The organism is Streptomyces yangpuensis, from assembly GCF_001005295.1.
GTDB lineage: Bacteria > Actinomycetota > Actinomycetes > Streptomycetales > Streptomycetaceae > Streptomyces > Streptomyces yangpuensis.
On record NZ_LBMK01000005.1, the window covers coordinates 355284 to 373077 of the forward strand.

Annotated in this window: 14 protein-coding genes and 1 tRNA gene; 2 read left to right on the plus strand and 13 right to left on the minus strand. The window is 67.9% G+C overall.

Annotation, left to right across the window (positions count from 1 at the left end; translation table 11 throughout):
* The 10 genes from AAT21_RS25460 to AAT21_RS25505 form a co-directional block, all read right to left on the minus strand.
* A partial coding sequence (locus AAT21_RS25460; RefSeq protein WP_046779251.1) for a DNA-directed RNA polymerase subunit beta' occupies nt 1-3775 on the minus strand: 3775 nt, incomplete at its 3' end.
* A gap of 101 nt (nt 3776-3876) precedes the next feature.
* Entirely contained in the window at nt 3877-7359 is a 3483-nt protein-coding gene (gene rpoB, locus AAT21_RS25465) for a DNA-directed RNA polymerase subunit beta (RefSeq protein ID WP_030026653.1), read from the minus strand.
* A 568-nt stretch (nt 7360-7927) separates the two neighbouring features.
* A complete protein-coding gene (gene rplL, locus AAT21_RS25470) occupies nt 7928-8311 on the minus strand; it encodes a 50S ribosomal protein L7/L12 (RefSeq protein ID WP_046779252.1) in 384 nt (127 codons plus the stop codon).
* Between the two features lie 111 nt (nt 8312-8422).
* A complete protein-coding gene (gene rplJ / locus AAT21_RS25475; protein ID WP_030026650.1) occupies nt 8423-8953 on the minus strand; it encodes a 50S ribosomal protein L10 in 531 nt (176 codons plus the stop codon).
* 246 nt (nt 8954-9199) lie between these two features.
* The gene (locus AAT21_RS25480) at nt 9200-10096 is read right to left on the minus strand and encodes a hypothetical protein (RefSeq protein WP_046779253.1); all 897 of its coding nucleotides are present in this window, start codon (nt 10094-10096) and stop codon (nt 9200-9202) included.
* A gap of 174 nt (nt 10097-10270) precedes the next feature.
* On the minus strand, nt 10271-10999 hold the full coding sequence (gene rplA / locus AAT21_RS25485) for a 50S ribosomal protein L1 (protein WP_030773774.1): 729 nt from the start codon (nt 10997-10999) through the stop codon (nt 10271-10273).
* A gap of 88 nt (nt 11000-11087) precedes the next feature.
* Nucleotides 11088-11522, minus strand: coding sequence for a 50S ribosomal protein L11 (gene rplK / locus AAT21_RS25490; RefSeq protein WP_030773771.1), 435 nt, complete (start codon nt 11520-11522; stop codon nt 11088-11090).
* Between the two features lie 184 nt (nt 11523-11706).
* On the minus strand, nt 11707-12585 hold the full coding sequence (gene nusG / locus AAT21_RS25495) for a transcription termination/antitermination protein NusG (RefSeq protein WP_046779254.1): 879 nt from the start codon (nt 12583-12585) through the stop codon (nt 11707-11709).
* An 82-nt stretch (nt 12586-12667) separates the two neighbouring features.
* Nucleotides 12668-12949: a preprotein translocase subunit SecE gene (gene secE, locus AAT21_RS25500; RefSeq protein ID WP_030825982.1), complete on the minus strand. Its 282-nt coding sequence runs from the start codon at nt 12947-12949 to the stop codon at nt 12668-12670.
* Nucleotides 12950-13055: 106 nt separating this feature from the next.
* Nucleotides 13056-13128: transfer RNA gene (locus AAT21_RS25505), tRNA-Trp, on the minus strand.
* Between the two features lie 193 nt (nt 13129-13321).
* Between AAT21_RS25505 and AAT21_RS25510 the strand changes: the two genes are divergently transcribed.
* Together AAT21_RS25510 and AAT21_RS25515 are read left to right on the plus strand one after the other, a co-directional pair.
* A complete protein-coding gene (locus AAT21_RS25510) occupies nt 13322-14548 on the plus strand; it encodes a pyridoxal phosphate-dependent aminotransferase (protein WP_046779255.1) in 1227 nt (408 codons plus the stop codon).
* A gap of 205 nt (nt 14549-14753) precedes the next feature.
* Nucleotides 14754-15773: an adenosine deaminase gene (locus AAT21_RS25515; protein WP_046779256.1), complete on the plus strand. Its 1020-nt coding sequence runs from the start codon at nt 14754-14756 to the stop codon at nt 15771-15773.
* On the opposite strand, the gene AAT21_RS25520 is transcribed toward AAT21_RS25515, so the two are convergent.
* The 3 genes from AAT21_RS25520 to AAT21_RS25530 all read right to left on the minus strand — a co-directional run bounded on the left by AAT21_RS25520 (nt 15763) and on the right by AAT21_RS25530 (nt 17733).
* Nucleotides 15763-16134: a hypothetical protein gene (locus AAT21_RS25520; protein WP_235439221.1), complete on the minus strand. Its 372-nt coding sequence runs from the start codon at nt 16132-16134 to the stop codon at nt 15763-15765. The genes AAT21_RS25515 and AAT21_RS25520 overlap by 11 nt on opposite strands.
* A 61-nt stretch (nt 16135-16195) precedes the next feature.
* Complete coding sequence (locus AAT21_RS25525; protein WP_268768204.1) at nt 16196-17335, minus strand: UDP-N-acetylmuramate dehydrogenase; 1140 nt, start codon at nt 17333-17335, stop codon at nt 16196-16198.
* The gene (locus AAT21_RS25530; RefSeq protein ID WP_046779259.1) at nt 17332-17733 is read right to left on the minus strand and encodes a DUF3291 domain-containing protein; all 402 of its coding nucleotides are present in this window, start codon (nt 17731-17733) and stop codon (nt 17332-17334) included. Before AAT21_RS25530 ends, AAT21_RS25525 begins: the two co-directional genes overlap by 4 nt.
* Between the last annotated feature and the right edge of the window lie 61 nt (nt 17734-17794).

A 17794-nucleotide genomic window follows, 5' to 3' on the forward strand; every position in this document is an offset into this window, starting at 1 on the left:
CGGTGGGCTCCACCCGGATGTTGCGGTAGCGGGCGAGGCCCGTACCGGCCGGGATGAGCTTACCGATGATGACGTTCTCCTTGAGGCCGATCAGGGAGTCGGACTTGGCGTTGATCGCCGCGTCCGTCAGGACCCTGGTCGTCTCCTGGAAGGACGCCGCCGACAGCCACGACTCGGTCGCGAGCGAGGCCTTGGTGATACCCATCAGCTGCGGACGGCCGGAGGCGGGGTGACCGCCCTCGGTGACCACGCGACGGTTCTCGGTCTCGAACTTCGACCGCTCGACCAGCTCGCCCGGCAGGAGCTCCGCGTCGCCGGACTCGATGATCGTCACGCGGCGCAGCATCTGCCGGATGATGATCTCGATGTGCTTGTCGTGGATCGACACGCCCTGCGAGTTGTAGACCTTCTGGACCTCGCCGACCAGGTGGACCTGGACGGCACGCTGGCCGAGGATGCGCAGCACGTCGTGCGGGTTGGTGGCACCCATGGTGAGCTTCTGGCCCACCTCGACGTGGTCGCCCTCGTGCACGATGACCTTGGCGCGCTTGGAGATCGGGAACGCCGTCTCGTCGCTGCCGTCGTCGGGCGTGATGACGATCTTCTTCGTCTTCTCGGTCTCCTCGATCCGCACGCGGCCGGCGGCCTCGGAGATCGGGGCGACACCCTTCGGGGTACGGGCCTCGAAGAGCTCGACGACACGCGGCAGACCCTGCGTGATGTCGTCACCGGCCACACCACCGGTGTGGAAGGTACGCATCGTCAGCTGGGTACCGGGCTCACCGATGGACTGGGCGGCGATGATGCCGACCGCCTCACCGATGTCGACCAGCTTGCCGGTGGCCAGCGAGCGTCCGTAGCAGAAGGCACAGGTGCCGACCGCGGACTCACAGGTCAGGACCGAGCGGGTCTTGACCTCCTCGACGCCGTTGGCGACCAGGGCGTCGATGAGGACGTCACCGAGGTCGACGTTGGCCGGCGCGATGACCTTGCCGTCGATGACGACGTCCTCGGCCAGCATGCGGGCGTAGATCGAGGTCTCGACGTCGTCGGCCTTGCGCAGCACGCCGTCCTCGCCGCGGACGGCGATCTTCAGCTTCAGGCCGCGCTCGGTGCCGCAGTCCTCCTCGCGGATGATCACGTCCTGCGAGACGTCCACCAGACGACGGGTCAGGTAACCCGAGTCGGCGGTACGCAGGGCGGTGTCCGCCAGACCCTTACGGGCACCGTGCGTGGAGATGAAGTACTCCAGAACGGTGAGGCCCTCACGGAAGGACGCCTTGATCGGACGCGGGATGGTCTCGTTCTTCGCGTTCGACACCAGACCACGCATACCGGCGATCTGTCGCATCTGCATCATGTTTCCTCGGGCACCCGAGTCAACCATCATGAAGATGGGGTTCGTCTTGGGGAAGTTCGCGTTCATCGCCTCGGCAACCTCGTTGGTCGCCTTGGTCCAGATCGCGATGAGCTCCTGCGTGCGCTCGTCCTTGGTGATCAGACCGCGCTCGTACTGCTTCTGGACCTTCTCGTCCTGCGCCTCGTAGCCCGCGACGATGGCCTTCTTGGCCTCGGGCACGACGACGTCGGAGATGGCCACGGTGACGCCCGAACGGGTCGCCCAGTGGAAGCCGGCCGCCTTCAGGTTGTCGAGCGTCGCCGCCACGATGACCTTGGGGTAGCGCTCCGCCAGGTCGTTGACGATCTCGGAGAGCTGCTTCTTGCCCACCGAGTAGTCGACGAACGGGTAGTCCTCGGGCAGCAGCTCGTTGAAGAGCGCGCGGCCCAGGGTGGTGCGCAGGCGGAAGCTGTCGCCCGGCTGGAACTCCTGCTCGCCCTCCTCGGCGACCGGCGGCACCCAGCCGCGCGGCGGGATGGTGCCCACCGGGAAGCGGATGTCGACGGACGACTGCAGCGCGAGCTCGCCGGCGTCGAACGCCATGGTCGCCTCGGCCGTGGAGCCGAACGCGCGGCCCTCGCCCTTGGTGTCACGGAGTTCACCGTCGGTGGTCAGGAAGAACAGACCGAGGACCATGTCCTGGGTCGGCATCGTGACCGGACGGCCGTCGGCCGGCTTGAGGATGTTGTTCGAGGACAGCATCAGGATGCGGGCCTCGGCCTGCGCCTCCGCGGAGAGCGGCAGGTGCACGGCCATCTGGTCACCGTCGAAGTCCGCGTTGAACGCGGTGCAGACGAGCGGGTGGATCTGGATGGCCTTGCCTTCGACCAGCTGGGGCTCGAAGGCCTGGATGCCGAGACGGTGCAGCGTGGGCGCACGGTTCAGGAGAACCGGGTGCTCGGCGATGACCTCTTCGAGCACGTCGTACACGACCGTGCGGCCGCGCTCGACCATGCGCTTCGCGCTCTTGATGTTCTGCGCGTGGTTCAGGTCGACCAGGCGCTTCATCACGAACGGCTTGAAGAGCTCCAGCGCCATGGCCTTGGGCAGACCGCACTGGTGCAGCTTGAGCTGCGGGCCGACGACGATCACGGAACGCGCGGAGTAGTCCACACGCTTACCGAGAAGGTTCTGACGGAATCGACCCTGCTTGCCCTTCAGCATGTCGCTGAGGGACTTCAGCGGACGGTTGCCGGGGCCCGTCACCGGGCGGCCGCGACGACCGTTGTCGAAGAGGGCGTCCACGGCCTCCTGGAGCATGCGCTTCTCGTTGTTCACGATGATCTCGGGGGCACCGAGGTCGAGAAGGCGCTTCAGGCGGTTGTTGCGGTTGATCACGCGGCGGTACAGGTCGTTCAGGTCGGAGGTCGCGAAGCGGCCACCGTCGAGCTGCACCATCGGACGGAGGTCCGGCGGGATGACCGGGACGCAGTCCAGAACCATGCCCTTGGGCTTGTTGCTGGTCTGCAGGAACGCGGAGACGACCTTGAGGCGCTTGAGCGCACGGGTCTTCTTCTGGCCCTTGCCGGTACGGATGATCTCGCGGAGGCGCTCGGCCTCCTCCTCGAGGTCGAAGGACTCCAGGCGCTTCTGCAGCGCGGCGGCGCCCATGCAGCCGTCGAAGTACGTGCCGAAGCGGTCACGCAGCTCGCGGTAGAGCAGCTCGTCGCCCTCCAGGTCCTGGACCTTGAGGTTCTTGAAGCGGGCCCACACCTCGTCGAGGCGGTCGATCTCGCGCTGGGCGCGGTCACGGAGCTGCTTCATCTCGCGCTCGGCGCCTTCGCGCACCTTGCGGCGCACGTCGGCCTTGGCGCCCTCGGCCTCCAGCTCGGCCAGGTCGGACTCGAGCTTCTTGGCACGGCCTTCGAGGTCGGCGTCGCGGCGGTTCTCGATCTGCTGGCGCTCGACGGAGACGTGGGCCTCCAGCGACGGCAGGTCGCGCTGACGGCGCTCGTCGTCGACGAACGTGATCATGTACGCGGCGAAGTAGATGACCTTCTCGAGGTCCTTCGGCGCGAGGTCCAGCAGGTAGCCCAGGCGCGACGGGACGCCCTTGAAGTACCAGATGTGGGTGACGGGAGCGGCAAGCTCGATGTGGCCCATGCGCTCACGGCGCACCTTGGCGCGCGTGACCTCGACGCCACAGCGCTCACAGATGATGCCCTTGAAGCGGACACGCTTGTACTTGCCGCAGTAGCACTCCCAGTCCCGGGTCGGACCGAAGATCTTCTCGCAGAAGAGTCCGTCCTTCTCGGGCTTGAGGGTGCGGTAGTTGATGGTCTCCGGCTTCTTGACCTCGCCGTGCGACCAGGTTCGGATGTCGTCCGCGGTGGCAAGGCCGATCCGCAGCTCGTCGAAGAAGTTGACGTCGAGCACTGTGCGTCAATCCCTCTTTCGGGGTCGTGTCTCTTGATCAGTGGTCTGAACGGTCCCGGGGATGACGGGGGGCTCAGGGTGTGAGCCCCCCGTCAGGCCCGTCAGACCTCTTCGACGCTGCTCGGCTCGCGCCGGGACAGGTCGATACCGAGCTCCTCCGCCGCGCGGAAGACGTCCTCGTCGGTGTCGCGCATCTCGATGGACATGCCGTCCGAGGACAGCACCTCCACGTTGAGGCAGAGCGACTGCATTTCCTTGATGAGCACCTTGAAGGACTCGGGAATGCCCGGCTCGGGGATGTTCTCGCCCTTGACGATGGCCTCGTAGACCTTCACGCGGCCGGTGACGTCGTCGGACTTGATGGTCAGCAGCTCCTGGAGGGCGTAGGCGGCGCCGTACGCCTCAAGCGCCCACACCTCCATCTCACCGAATCGCTGGCCACCGAACTGTGCCTTACCACCCAGCGGCTGCTGCGTGATCATCGAGTACGGACCGGTCGAACGGGCGTGGAGCTTGTCGTCGACCAGGTGGTGGAGCTTGAGGATGTACATGTACCCGACCGAGATCGGGTCCGGGAACGGCTCACCGGAGCGGCCGTCGAACAGGCGCGCCTTGCCGGACGGGAGGACCAGGCGGTCACCGTCGCGGTTCGGGATGGTGTGCTCGAACAGGCCGGCGAGCTCGTCCTCGCGGGCGCCGTCGAACACGGGGGTGGCGACGTTGGTGCCGGGCTCGACGCGGTCGGCGCCGATGGCCTTCAGTCGCTCGGCCCACTCCTCACCCAGACCGGAGACGTCCCAGCCGCGGCTGGCGAGCCAGCCGAGGTGGATCTCCAGGACCTGTCCCGGGTTCATTCGGGACGGGACACCCAGCGGGTTCAGGATGATGTCGACCGGGGTGCCGTCCTCCAGGAACGGCATGTCCTCGATCGGGAGGATCTTGGAGATGACACCCTTGTTGCCGTGACGGCCGGCGAGCTTGTCACCGTCGGTGATCTTGCGCTTCTGGGCGACGTAGACGCGGACCAGCTGGTTCACGCCCGGGGGAAGCTCGTCGCCCTCCTCGCGGTCGAAGACGCGGACACCGATGACCTTGCCGATCTCACCGTGGGGGACCTTGAGCGAGGTGTCACGCACCTCGCGGGCCTTCTCACCGAAGATCGCGCGGAGCAGACGCTCCTCCGGGGTCAGCTCGGTCTCACCCTTGGGCGTGACCTTGCCGACCAGGATGTCGCCGGCGACGACGTCCGCACCGATGCGGATGATGCCACGCTCGTCGAGGTCCGCGAGGACCTCCTCGGAGACGTTCGGGATGTCCCGGGTGATCTCCTCGGGGCCGAGCTTGGTGTCACGGGCGTCGACCTCGTGCTCCTCGATGTGGATCGAGGAGAGGACGTCGTCCTGCACGAGGCGCTGCGACAGGATGATCGCGTCCTCGTAGTTGTGGCCTTCCCACGGCATGAACGCGACGAGCAGGTTCTTGCCGAGGGCCATCTCGCCCTCTTCGGTCGCCGGTCCGTCGGCGAGGACCTGGGACTCGACGATTCGGTCACCCTCGTTGACGATGACCTTCTGGTTGACCGAGGTGCCCTGGTTCGACCGGGAGAACTTGGCGACGCGGTACGTGGTGTACGTGCCGTCGTCGTTGGCGACGGTGATGTAGTCGGCCGAGACCTCCTGGACGACACCGTCCTTCTCCGCGCGGATCGAGTCACCGGCGTCGACCGCACAGCGGTACTCCATGCCGGTGCCGACGAGCGGGGCCTCCGCCTTGATGAGCGGAACGGCCTGGCGCATCATGTTCGCGCCCATGAGGGCACGGTTGGCGTCGTCGTGCTCGAGGAAGGGGATCATCGCGGTCGCGACGGACACCATCTGGCGCGGGGAGACGTCCATGTAGTCGACGTCGCCGCCGGCGATGTAGTCGATCTCGCCGCCACGACGGCGGACCAGGACGCGGTTCTCCGTGAAGCGCATGTCCTCGGACAGGGCCGCGTTGGCCTGCGCGATGACGAAGCGGTCTTCCTCGTCGGCCGTCAGGTAGTCGACCTCGTCGGTGACGACACCGTCGATGACCTTGCGGTACGGGGTCTCGACGAAACCGAACGCGTTGACGCGGCCGTAGGACGCGAGCGAGCCGATCAGACCGATGTTCGGGCCTTCGGGCGTCTCGATCGGGCACATGCGGCCGTAGTGCGACGGGTGCACGTCACGGACCTCGAAGCCGGCCCGCTCACGGGACAGACCGCCGGGGCCCAGCGCCGACAGGCGGCGCTTGTGGGTCAGGCCCGAGAGCGGGTTGTTCTGGTCCATGAACTGAGACAGCTGGCTGGTGCCGAAGAACTCCTTGATGGAGGCGACGACCGGCCGGATGTTGATCAGGGTCTGCGGCGTGATCGCCTCGACGTCCTGGGTGGTCATGCGCTCGCGCACGACGCGCTCCATACGAGCCAGACCCGTGCGGACCTGGTTCTGGATGAGCTCGCCGACGTTGCGCAGACGACGGTTGCCGAAGTGGTCGATGTCGTCGGTCTCGACGACGATCGAACGGCCGGACTCACCGATCGTCTCGGTCTCGCCGGCGTGCAGCTTGACCAGGTACTTGATCGTGGCGATGACGTCGTCGGTGGTGAGCACACCGGCGTCGAGCGGCTCGTCGGCGCCGAGCTTCTTGTTCACCTTGTAGCGGCCGACCTTGGCGAGGTCGTAGCGCTTGGGGTTGAAGTAGAGGTTCTCGAGCAGCGTCTGAGCGGCCTCACGGGTCGGCGGCTCACCCGGGCGCAGCTTGCGGTAGATGTCGAGCAGCGCGTCGTCCTGACCCTGGGTGTGGTCCTTCTCCAGGGTGGCGCGCATGGACTCGTACTCGCCGAACTCCTCGAGGATCTGCTCGGTGGTCCAGCCGAGAGCCTTCAGGAGGACGGTGACGGACTGCTTGCGCTTGCGGTCGATGCGGACGCCGACCATGTCGCGCTTGTCGATCTCCATCTCCAGCCAGGCACCCCGGGAGGGGATGATCTTGGCGGAGAAGATGTCCTTGTCGGACGTCTTGTCGATGGAGGAGTCGAAGTAGACACCGGGGGAACGGACGAGCTGCGACACCACGACACGCTCGGTGCCGTTGATGACGAAGGTGCCCTTGTTGGTCATGAGCGGGAAGTCGCCCATGAAGACCGTCTGAGACTTGATCTCTCCGGTCTCGTTGTTCGTGAACTCGGCCGTGACGAACAGCGGAGCCGCGTACGTGAAGTCGCGCTCCTTGCACTCGTCGACGGAGTTCTTCGCCGGCTCGAAACGGTGGTCGCGGAAGGTCAGCGACATCGACCCGGAGAAGTCCTCGATCGGCGAGATCTCCTCGAAGATCTCTTCCAGACCGGACTTGGTGGGGACGTCCTGTCCACTCTCGAGCGCCGACTCGACGCGAGACTTCCAGGCGGCATTGCCGAGCAGCCAGTCAAAGCTCTCGGTCTGCAGCGCCAGGAGGTTCGGAACCTCGAGGGGCTCCTTGATCTTTGCAAAGGAGATGCGCAGCGGGGCGGTGCTGGCACCGTTGTTCGTATTGGTCGAGGCGTTGCGCGAGGCGGCCAAGAGGGGGTCCTTCCGAGGGCTCGGACTCACTACGCGCGTACCGGTCCCAGCAGACACAGAAGACGACGCCCCCCGATTCCGGCCAAAACACCAGGTCAGGGTGGATCAATCAAGTGTGCTCAAGCGTGGGCATGTCCCTGGCGACGGGCAGGGGACAGCTAACAGGCAGCGCAAAGGGTCAGTGTAGCCACTTGGCTCACTGATGTCCAGACCGCGTTTCCGGAAACCGGCAACAGGCCTTCCCCATGTCGTTCAACCCTGCGTCCAACGCTGCGGCTCTCGTGTACAGAGCGCGTATCAGTACTGCCCTCTTCGTAGTCGATCCATGCCTCGGATCTCGGATCGAGGCGGGCCGACCTCCCGACGGGTCTGAGAATTGCGCGCCGCGACCCGTTCGTCAAGGCCCCCTGCTCCGAGCGGATCATCTCCGGACCCTGCGTCGGGGCAACGATGATCACCCTACTCCCCAACGAGACCAGGGCAAGTCAGGCACTGCGCATACGCCAAAGGGCGACCACCCTTACGGGTGATCGCCCCTCGGAGAGGCCGTCAGACGGCCTCAGAGGTGTTACTTGACCTCGACGGAGGCACCGGCACCCTTGAGGGCCTCGGCGGCCTTGTCAGCGGCCTCCTTGTTGACCTTCTCGAGGACGGGCTTCGGCGCACCGTCGACGAGGTCCTTGGCCTCCTTCAGGCCCAGGGAGGTCAGCTCACGCACGACCTTGATGACCTGGATCTTCTTGTCGCCGGCGCCCGCGAGGATGACGTCGAACTCGTCCTTCTCCTCGACGACCTCGGCAGCGGCACCCGGGCCGGCCGGACCGGCAACGGCGACGGCCGCGGCGGCGGTGACGTCGAACTTCTCCTCGAAGGCCTTCACGAACTCGGAGAGCTCGATGAGGGTCATCTCCTCGAACTGGGCGAGGAGGTCGTCCTGAGAGAGCTTCGCCATGATGGGCGATCCTTCCACTAATTCGGCAGGTGCCGATGTGTCTATAGAGGCGGGCGTAACGGCCCGCTACGACCCGCGCACTAGGCGGCGCGGATCAATGCGCGAGCCGAATTACTCGGCACCGCCCTGCTCGGCGAGCTTGACGCGAAGCGCTTCCGCGGTGCGGACGAACTTCGACGGCAGCGCCTGGAAGAGCGAGGCAGCCTGGGACTGCTTGCCCTTGAACGCGCCGGCCAGCTTGCTGAGCAGAACCTCGCGGGACTCGAGGTCCGCAAGCTTCTTGATGTCGTCGGCGGAGAGAGCCTTACCGTCAAGGACACCGGCCTTGATGATGAGGTTCGGGTTCTCCTTGGCGAAGTCACGCAGAGCCTTCGCCGACTCCACCGGGTCACCGGTGATGAAGGCGACCGCGGTCGGACCAGCGAAGTGCTCGTCCAGCGCGGTGATCCCGGCCTGGTTGGCCGCAATCTTGGTCAGCGTGTTCTTCACCACGGCGTACTGGGCGTTCTCACCGAGGGAGCGACGCAGCGTCTTGAGCTGCGCGACGGTGAGACCCCGGTACTCGGTCAGCACGGCGGCGTTCGAGCTCTGGAACGCGTCCGTGAGCTCGGCCACCGATGCAGCCTTGTTGGGCGTCGGCATGGTGCGTTCGCCTCCTTCCGGGTGATGAGGACCGCTCAGAAGGGGCTGACATACAAAACGCCCCGGCGCAGGCGCCAGGGCGTAGCTCGACCGGAACGAATTCCGGGAACATTCCACAGTCACCTGCGCGGGTCGTCCGCAGTAAGCGGATCCTTCGGCCACCGCACCCTGTCGGGCACAGCAACGACCAGCGGTCTTTGGCTTCCGGGGAAGACTACGTGAAGGGTTCCGGTCGAGGCAAATCGGTCAGCTGCGCAGCCCCGGGAACCCGGCTTCGCGGAGCTTCCTGTCGGCTTCCTCCAGGTCCTTGTCGGCCTGGTCGAGGTCCTTGTCGACCTGTTCGAGGTCGGCGTCGACGCCCTTCATGACGTCGTCGAAGGCGACGACCTGGTCCGCCGGCGGGGGCTGAACGGGGGCCGGCTTGCCGAAGCCGGAGAACTTCCCCGTGGTCTTCGTCGTGCCCTTGTCGTCCGTGCTGGAGCTGTCGACACGGACCGGGTAGCCGTCGGCGCCGATCCACAGGTCCAGCTCCAGGGCCGTGATGTGCTTCACGGCCTCGCGGAGGTACTGGCGGTCCTTCTCCTCCATGACCTTGGTGGACTCGTCCGCCCGGAGCAGGTCCGCGCCCGTGAGGCCGGCCCTGTAGCGCTGGGCGTCGACACCGTCGGTCTTCTCGGCCCCGACGTACGTGAGCTTCTCCTGGCCGAGCAGCATCGCCAGGAACTCCGCCGGGTCCTGGTTCAGCCGGACCCCCGGCTTGCCGTCCTTGGACAGGTTCATCTGCATCCAGGTCTTGCCCTTGAGGGGCTGGTCCAGCCGGCTGTAGACGGTGTCGCCCATCATGATCGAGCGGGTGTCGGGCTTGCCCTCGCCACGATCCCTCAGGACCACGTCCTGGGCGGAGGGATACCAGGCCTTCGTACCGGTCTCGTGGACGGTCCTGCCGTCGCTCCCGGTGGTGGCCATCTCCGCCGTGGCGGACTTGGCGGCCGCCGTCTTCAGGTAGGACGCCTTCACCGCCGCCGCGGGGTCGTGCGCCTTCTTCCCGGCCCCACCCCCACAGGCCGCGAGCGCCCCCACGAGAAGCCCGCCCCCGGCGATCACGGCAGCGCCCCGGATCCGGATCCGGACAGCCTTGTTCATCTGTTCTCCCCCTGCGTGGTTCTGTGTGCCGACCTGAGCGTCGGCGAAAGGCGCGGGAGGGGTCACACCCCCGCGCCCTCTGTTCGGGACACGGAAACGGGCCCCTCGCCGCCCGGGAAGGGGGCGAGGGGCCCGTTCAGTCACTCACTCGGCGAGCCGTGGGGCCCGGCCGGGTCAGACCGCGGCCGGGTCTTCCTCGACGAGGAGGTTCCGGGTGCGGTTCGGGTCCAGCTGGATGCCGGGGCCCATGGTGGTGCTGAGGGCGGCCTTCTTCAGGTAGCGGCCCTTGGCGGCGGACGGCTTCAGACGAAGGATCTCGTCCAGGGCCGCGCCGTAGTTCTCGACGAGCTGCTCATCGGAGAAGGAGACCTTGCCGATGATGAAGTGCAGGTTCGAGTGCTTGTCGACGCGGAACTCGATCTTGCCACCCTTGATCTCGGTGACAGCCTTCGCGACGTCCATCGTGACGGTGCCGGTCTTCGGGTTCGGCATGAGGCCACGGGGACCGAGCACGCGGCCGAGGCGGCCGACCTTGCCCATAAGGTCCGGGGTGGACACCACGGCGTCGAACTCGTTCAGGCGGTTGCCCTTGGCGATCTCGTTAATCAGCTCGTCGTCGCCGACGATGTCGGCGCCGGCGGCTTCCGCGGCCGCAGCACGGTCACCGGTCGCGAAGACCAGGACCCGGGCGGTCTTGCCGGTGCCGTGCGGGAGGTTCACGGTGCCGCGGACCATCTGGTCGGCCTTGCGCGGGTCGACACCCAGGCGGAAGGCGACCTCGACGGTGCTGTCGAACTTGGTCGAGGAGATCTCCTTGGCGAGACGGACGGCCTCGAGCGGGGCGTACTGCTTCTCCCGGTCGATCTTGGCGTCCGCAGCGCGGAGAGTCTTGCTGCGCTTCACTTCAGCTCCTGTATTTCGGATTCAGGCATGGAGTCGTGGTGCGGACCAGCGCTTGGTCCTACCACTGGTGGTGCTGGGGGTGGCTGGATCAGCCCTCGACCGTGACGCCCATCGAGCGCGCGGTGCCGGAAATGATCTTCACGGCGGCGTCGATGTCGTTGGCGTTCAGGTCGGGCATCTTCAGCTCGGCGATCTCGCGGACCTGGGCAGCCGTGAGCTTGGCGACCTTGGTCTTGTGGGGCTCGCCGGAGCCCTTCTCGATGCCCGCGTGCTTCAGGATGAGGCGCGCAGCCGGCGGCGTCTTGGTGATGAAGGTGAAGGTGCGGTCCTCGTAGACCGTGATCTCCACCGGCACGACCATGCCACGCTGCGACTCGGTCGCGGCGTTGTAGGCCTTGCAGAACTCCATGATGTTGACGCCGTGCTGACCGAGCGCGGGGCCGACCGGCGGAGCCGGGTTGGCCGCACCGGCCTTGATCTGGAGCTTGATAAGCCCCGTGACCTTCTTCTTCTTGGGAGGCATTGCTCTCTCCGGGTCCTAGTGAGAGTTTTCAGCCGCCGATCCGGTCATCCGGATGGAGGCATACCGCACCACGATAACGGGTATCAGTGCGGGGCTAAAAACCGAGCAGGTCAGACCACCCGTGAAGGGCGGTCTGACCTGTCCGGAAGCTGTGGCTCAGAAGCCGTGATCCACGCGGTGCGGATCAGTTCTTCTGGATCTGGTCGAAGCTGAGCTCGACCGGGGTCTCGCGACCGAAGATCTCGACGAGGCCCTTGACCTTCTTCGAGTCGGGGTTGATCTCGTTGATGGTCGCCTGGAGCGTGGCGAACGGACCGTCGGTGACGGTGACCGAGTCGCCGACCTCGAAGTCCAGGACCTCGATGGTGCGCTTGACCGCGGGAGCCGGCAGACCGGCTTCCTCGGCGGCCTGCTTGGCGGCCTTCTCCTGCGCCTCCGGGGCGAGCATCTTGACGATCTCGTCCAGGGTCAGGGGGTACGGGTCGTACGCGTTGCCCACGAAGCCGGTGACGCCGGGGGTGTTGCGGACGACGCCCCAGGACTCGTTCGTCAGATCCATGCGGACGAGAACGTAACCGGGCAGCTTGTTCTGCCGGACGTTCTTGCGCTCGCCGTTCTTGATCTGGACGATCTCTTCCTCGGGCACCTCGGCCTGGTAGATGAACTCCTCGACGTTCAGCGAGACGGCGCGCTGCTCCAGGTTGGCCTTCACGCGCTTCTCGTAGCCGGCGTAGGTGTGGATCACGTACCACTCGCCCGGGAGGAGGCGCAGCTCCTCGCGCAGGGCCTGGACCGGGTCGACCGGCTCGGCGGGCTCGGCCTCTTCGGCCTCCTCCGCGATCTCGGCGTCGTCGGCGGCCTCTTCGAGCTCGGTGTCGGCCTCGGCCTCGTCCGCCTCGTCGTCGGAGACGTGCAGCGCGGCCTCCTCGGCGGCGTCACCCGCCTCGACGTCGGCGAGCTCGGCCTCGTCGGGGTCCACAGCGTCTGCCGCCTCGACGATGTCGAGCTCGTCCTCGACGGACTCGACGGAGTCGTGGCTCGCGTTCAGGTTCGGGTCAGACACGGTGGCTGCTTCTTCCTGGAAAAAAGGTGGTGGAACATGCGAAAACGGGCGGCACCCATCAAGGCGCCGCCCTCCGCGGGGATCAGCCGAAGACGAACTTGATGGCTTCCTGGAACCCATAGTCAATCACGGTCACCAGACCGATCATGATGACCACGAAGACAATCACCACGGTGGTGTACGTCGTGAGCTGGTTGCGAGTGGGCCAGACAACCTTGCGGAGTTCCGCGACAATCTGGCGGTAGAAAAGCGCGAGACGGCCCAGAGGACCCTTCTTGCCGCGCTTGCCGCCCTTGCGGGCCTTCTTCTCGCGCGTCTCGTCCTCGGCGTCAGGCATGTCGATGGAGCCCAGGGCGTCCGTCACGTCTCTCACCTGAATCCGGGTCGTGGCCGTACCGCGCCCGGTTGCGCCGCACGGCGTTGCATCTAAGTACGTACCTGCGCACACACATCCGAGAAGGAGTGTGGAGCAGGGCCGGAGGGACTCGAACCCCCAACCGCTGGTTTTGGAGACCAGTGCTCTACCAATTGAGCTACGACCCTTTGCGTCCCCCAACCTACCGCATCCGGGCGAGTGCACGGAGTGCTCACGCTTTGCAGCGGCTGGCGAGGTCCAACGACAGGTGAGTGTACGTGAACTGCGCCGTGACGTCGAACAGCACCCGGCCTGACATGCTCCGGTCCGTTGACTGAAACGGTGTGCCGCGCTTCGGCGCGGTCTGGGACGATTGCCCGTATGACCTCTGCAACGCCTTCCTCCGAGCGCCGGGTGTCCGCCCGTATCGGCGCCATTTCCGAGTCCGCCACCCTCGCCGTGGACGCCAAGGCCAAGGCCCTCAAGGCCGCCGGACGCCCGGTGATCGGCTTCGGCGCGGGCGAGCCCGACTTCCCGACCCCGGACTACATCGTCGAGGCCGCGGTCGAGGCCTGCCGCAACCCCAAGTACCACCGCTACACGCCGGCCGGCGGTCTGCCCGAGCTCAAGGCCGCCATCGCCGCCAAGACGCTGCGCGACTCCGGCTACGAGGTCGAGGCGTCGCAGGTCCTGGTGACCAACGGCGGCAAGCAGGCGATCTACGAGGCCTTCGCGGCCGTCCTGGACCCGGGTGACGAGGTCATCGTCCCGGCCCCCTACTGGACCACCTACCCCGAGTCGATCCGTCTCGCCGGCGGTGTCCCGGTCGAGGTCGTCGCCGACGAGACCACCGGTTACCGGGTCTCCGTCGAGCAGCTGGAGGCCGCGCGCACCGAGCGCACCAAGGTCGTCCTGTTCGTCTCCCCCTCCAACCCGACCGGCGCGGTCTACAGCGAGGCCGACGCGAAGGCGATCGGCGAGTGGGCGGCCGAGCACGGTCTGTGGGTCCTCACGGACGAGATCTACGAGCACCTGGTCTACGGCGACGCGAAGTTCACCTCGCTGCCGGTCCTGGTTCCGGCCCTGCGCGACAAGTGCATCATCGTGAACGGCGTCGCCAAGACGTACGCGATGACCGGCTGGCGCGTGGGCTGGGTCATCGCCCCGCAGGACGTCATCAAGGCGGCGACGAACCTGCAGTCGCACGCCACCTCCAACGTCTCCAACGTGGCCCAGGTCGCCGCGCTGGCCGCCGTCTCGGGCGACCTGGACGCGGTCGCCGAGATGCGCAAGGCCTTCGACCGCCGCCGCCAGACGATGGTCAGGATGCTGAACGAGATCGACGGCGTCCTCTGCCCGACCCCCGAGGGCGCGTTCTACGCGTACCCGTCGGTCAAGGAGCTCCTCGGCAAGGAGATCCGCGGCAAGCGCCCGCAGACCTCCGTCGAGCTGGCCGCCCTGATCCTGGACGAGGCCGAGGTCGCGGTCGTCCCCGGCGAGGCCTTCGGCACCCCCGGCTACCTGCGCCTCTCGTACGCCCTGGGCGACGAGGACCTGGTCGAGGGCGTGTCCCGCATCCAGAAGCTCCTGGCCGAGGCCAAGGCCTAGGCCTCACGCGGCCCGCAGCACGAACTGGGCGGCGGCACCCCGAGGGGTGCCGCCGCCCGGCGTTTCCGGCCCCGCCGGCGTCTGAGGCGCGGGGGCCCGGGGGCAGCGCCCCCGCAGCGGCGGCGCGCCCGCTCACCCGTTCGCGCAAGCCCCCGATCGGTAAAACCCCCTCCCGCCGAGCGCAGCGGTACGGCAGGATCACCAGATGGAGCACGTACGCGATCTCACGCTTCTGCCGAAGGCCCACCTCCACCTCCACTTCACCGGGTCGATGCGACCATCGACCCTCCTGGAGCTCGCCGACAAGTACGGCGTGCGCCTCCCCGACGCGCTGACCGCCGGGGAGCCGCCCAAGCTGCGCGCCACCGACGAGCGCGGCTGGTTCCGCTTCCAGCGGCTCTACGACGCCGCCCGCTCCTGCCTGCGCGAGCCCGAGGACATCCAGCGCCTGGTCCGCGAGGCCGCGGAGGAGGACGTACGGGACGGCAGCGGCTGGCTGGAGATCCAGGTGGATCCCACCTCCTACGCCCCGCTGCTGGGCGGGATGATCCCGGCTGTCGAGATCATCCTCGACGCCGTCGACGCGGCCTCCCGCGAGACCGGCCTCGGCATGCGGGTCCTGATCGCCGCCAACCGTATGAAGCACCCGCTCGACGCCCGCACCCTGGCCCGGCTCGCCGTGCGCTACGCCGACCGGGGCGTGGTCGGTTTCGGCCTGTCCAACGACGAGCGCCGGGGCATGGCCCGCGACTTCGACCGGGCCTTCGCCATCGCCCGTGACGGCGGCCTGCTGGCGGCCCCGCACGGCGGGGAGCTCACCGGTCCGTCCTCGGTGCGTGACTGCCTCGACGATCTGCACGCGGCCCGCATCGGGCACGGCGTACGGGCCGCGGAGGACCCCCGGCTGCTGAAGCGGCTGGCCGACCGGCAGATCACCTGCGAGGTCTGTCCGGCGTCGAATGTCGCCCTGGGTGTGTACGAGCGCCCGGAGGACGTCCCGCTGCGCACGCTGTTCGAGGCCGGGGTGCCGATGGCGCTGGGCGCGGACGACCCGCTGCTGTTCGGGTCCCGGCTGGCGGCGCAGTACGAGATCGCCCGCCGCCACCACGGTTTCACGGACGCGGAGCTCGCCGAGCTGGCCCGCCAGTCGGTGCGCGGCAGCGCGGCGCCGGACGACGTACAGGCCAAGCTGCTGTCCGGGATCGACCACTGGCTCACCGGGTGAGCCGCAGGTCTCCCTCGTGGCAGTCGGCGCGCACCCGGCGGCCGTCGGGGAAGCCGATCTCCAGGTGGGTGCGGCCCTGCTCGGGCAGGGCGAACTCGGCGACGGAGGACACGGTCTCGCCGAGGTGCCGCAGGAAGGGGTGGTCGCCGAGGTCCTCGCCGACCTCGATGCGGCCCCACTCCCCCATGTCGTAGGGCGCGTGGGGCGAGGCGGACTCGACGATGAGGCACTGGTCGGAGCCGGTGGTGATCCGGATGGAGTCGCCGACGCTGTCGATCAGCCAGACGTCGAGGGGGGACTCGGAGCGTTCGCCGTCACTGACGTGCCAGGACGCGACGACCCTGCTGAGCGTGCGACCCACGAGCCGAGTGGGGTCCGTACCGGCCCCGTGACGGGGACAGAGCATGGGCGGCCGGAGCTCCTCAGATGCTGACGCCGACCGTCACCGGCTCGTTGACGAGGGTGACGCCGAAGGCAGCGTGGACGCCTGCGACGACCTCGCGGGCCAGGGTGAGGAGGTCCTCGGTGGTGGCCTCGCCGCGGTTGGTGAGGGCGAGGGTGTGCTTGGTGGAGATCCGCGCGGGGCCGGTGCCGTAGCCCTTGGTGAAGCCGGCCTTGTCGATCAGCCAGGCCGCACTGGTCTTCGTACGGCCCTCGCCGGCGGGGTAGGCGGGCGGGGCGGTGCCGGGGCCGAGGCGGTCCTGGACGCGGGCGAGGAAGGCGGCGTAGGCCTCGTCGGTCAGGATCGGGTTGTGGAAGAAGGAGCCGGCCGACCAGGTGTCGTGGTCGGCCGCGTCGAGGACCATGCCCTTGCCGGCGCGCAGCCGCAGGACGGTCTCCCGTGCGGTGGCGGCGGGGACCCGGTCGCCGGCCTCGACGCCGAGGGCGCGGGCGGTCTCGGGGTACTTGATCGGCGCCGAGAGCCCGCCGGCGTCCTCCAGGGCGAAGCGGACGCGCAGGACGACGTAGCGGTCGGGCTGGTCCTTGAAGGTGCTGTTGCGGTACCGGAAGGCGCACTCGGCGGCGGTCAGGGTGACCGTTTCGCCGGTGGTGCGGTCGTAGGCGACGACCTCGGTGATGGTGTCGCAGACCTCCTGGCCGTACGCGCCGACGTTCTGGATCGGGGTGGCGCCGGCCGAGCCGGGGATACCGGCGAGGCATTCGATGCCGGCAAGGCCGGCCTCGACGGTGCGGGCGACGGCGTCGCTCCAGTTCTCGCCGGCGGCGAGTTCCAGCCGGGTGCCGTCCAGGTCGAAGCCGGTGGTGGCGATGCGCAGGGCGGTGCCGTCGAAGCCCCGGTCGCCGATGACCAGGTTGCTGCCACCGCCGATGATCAGGAGCGGGGTGCCGCTCTGGTCCGCGGCGCGGACGGCGGCGATCACCTCGGCGTCGGTGGTCGCGGTGACCAGGCGGGCGGCGGGACCACCGAGGCGGAAGGTGGTCAGCGGGGCGAGGGGGGCGTCGTGGAGTTCCTGCACGTGGACAAGAGTACGGTCCGTGCCCCTCGCATCCCTGCGGGGCCACGGACCGTACTCGCTCGTCCTCCGTGCCGGCCGGGTCAGCGGTCCGCCTGCTGCTGTTCGGCGAGACGGCGCTCGGCCTCGTCCCAGCCGAGGGGCAGCTCGCCGGCCGGCACGGTCCACTCGGTGAAGACGGATTCCTTCATGTACGCGGCGGCGGCGCGGGCACTGGAGCGGTGGGGCTCGCTGCGGGCGAAGCGGTACAGCGCGTCGCGGTCCTCCCATGCGGAGAGGGTGAGGAAGGTGCGGCGCAGGACGCGGGCCCGGAGGGCGACGCCGTGGGCACCGGGGGCCTGGCGCATCTGGCGGATGATGCCGGGCGACCTGAGGAAGAACCGGACGGCGCCGGTGAGGGTGGCGGTCTCGAAGCGGGAGGCCATGACGTGGACCTCGGCGCCGGGCGCGGCCGGTGTGGGCGTGGACCAGGGGATGTCGGGCATGACGTGCTCTCCTTCCGTGGCGCGGCTTCGGGAGCCGCGGGGACCTGATCTGGCGTGCGGG

Excerpts from the sequence above, each read along its gene's own strand:
- AAT21_RS25530 (WP_046779259.1), bottom strand. The coding sequence starts at position 17,733 with ATGCCCGACATCCCCTGGTCCACGCCCACACCGGCCGCGCCCGGCGCC.
- rplL (WP_046779252.1), bottom strand. The coding sequence starts at position 8,311 with ATGGCGAAGCTCTCTCAGGACGACCTCCTCGCCCAGTTCGAGGAGATG.
- AAT21_RS25510 (WP_046779255.1), top strand. The coding sequence starts at position 13,322 with ATGACCTCTGCAACGCCTTCCTCCGAGCGCCGGGTGTCCGCCCGTATC.
- AAT21_RS25515 (WP_046779256.1), top strand. The coding sequence starts at position 14,754 with ATGGAGCACGTACGCGATCTCACGCTTCTGCCGAAGGCCCACCTCCAC.
- AAT21_RS25480 (WP_046779253.1), bottom strand. The coding sequence starts at position 10,096 with ATGAACAAGGCTGTCCGGATCCGGATCCGGGGCGCTGCCGTGATCGCC.
- rplJ (WP_030026650.1), bottom strand. The coding sequence starts at position 8,953 with ATGCCGACGCCCAACAAGGCTGCATCGGTGGCCGAGCTCACGGACGCG.
- rplK (WP_030773771.1), bottom strand. The coding sequence starts at position 11,522 with ATGCCTCCCAAGAAGAAGAAGGTCACGGGGCTTATCAAGCTCCAGATC.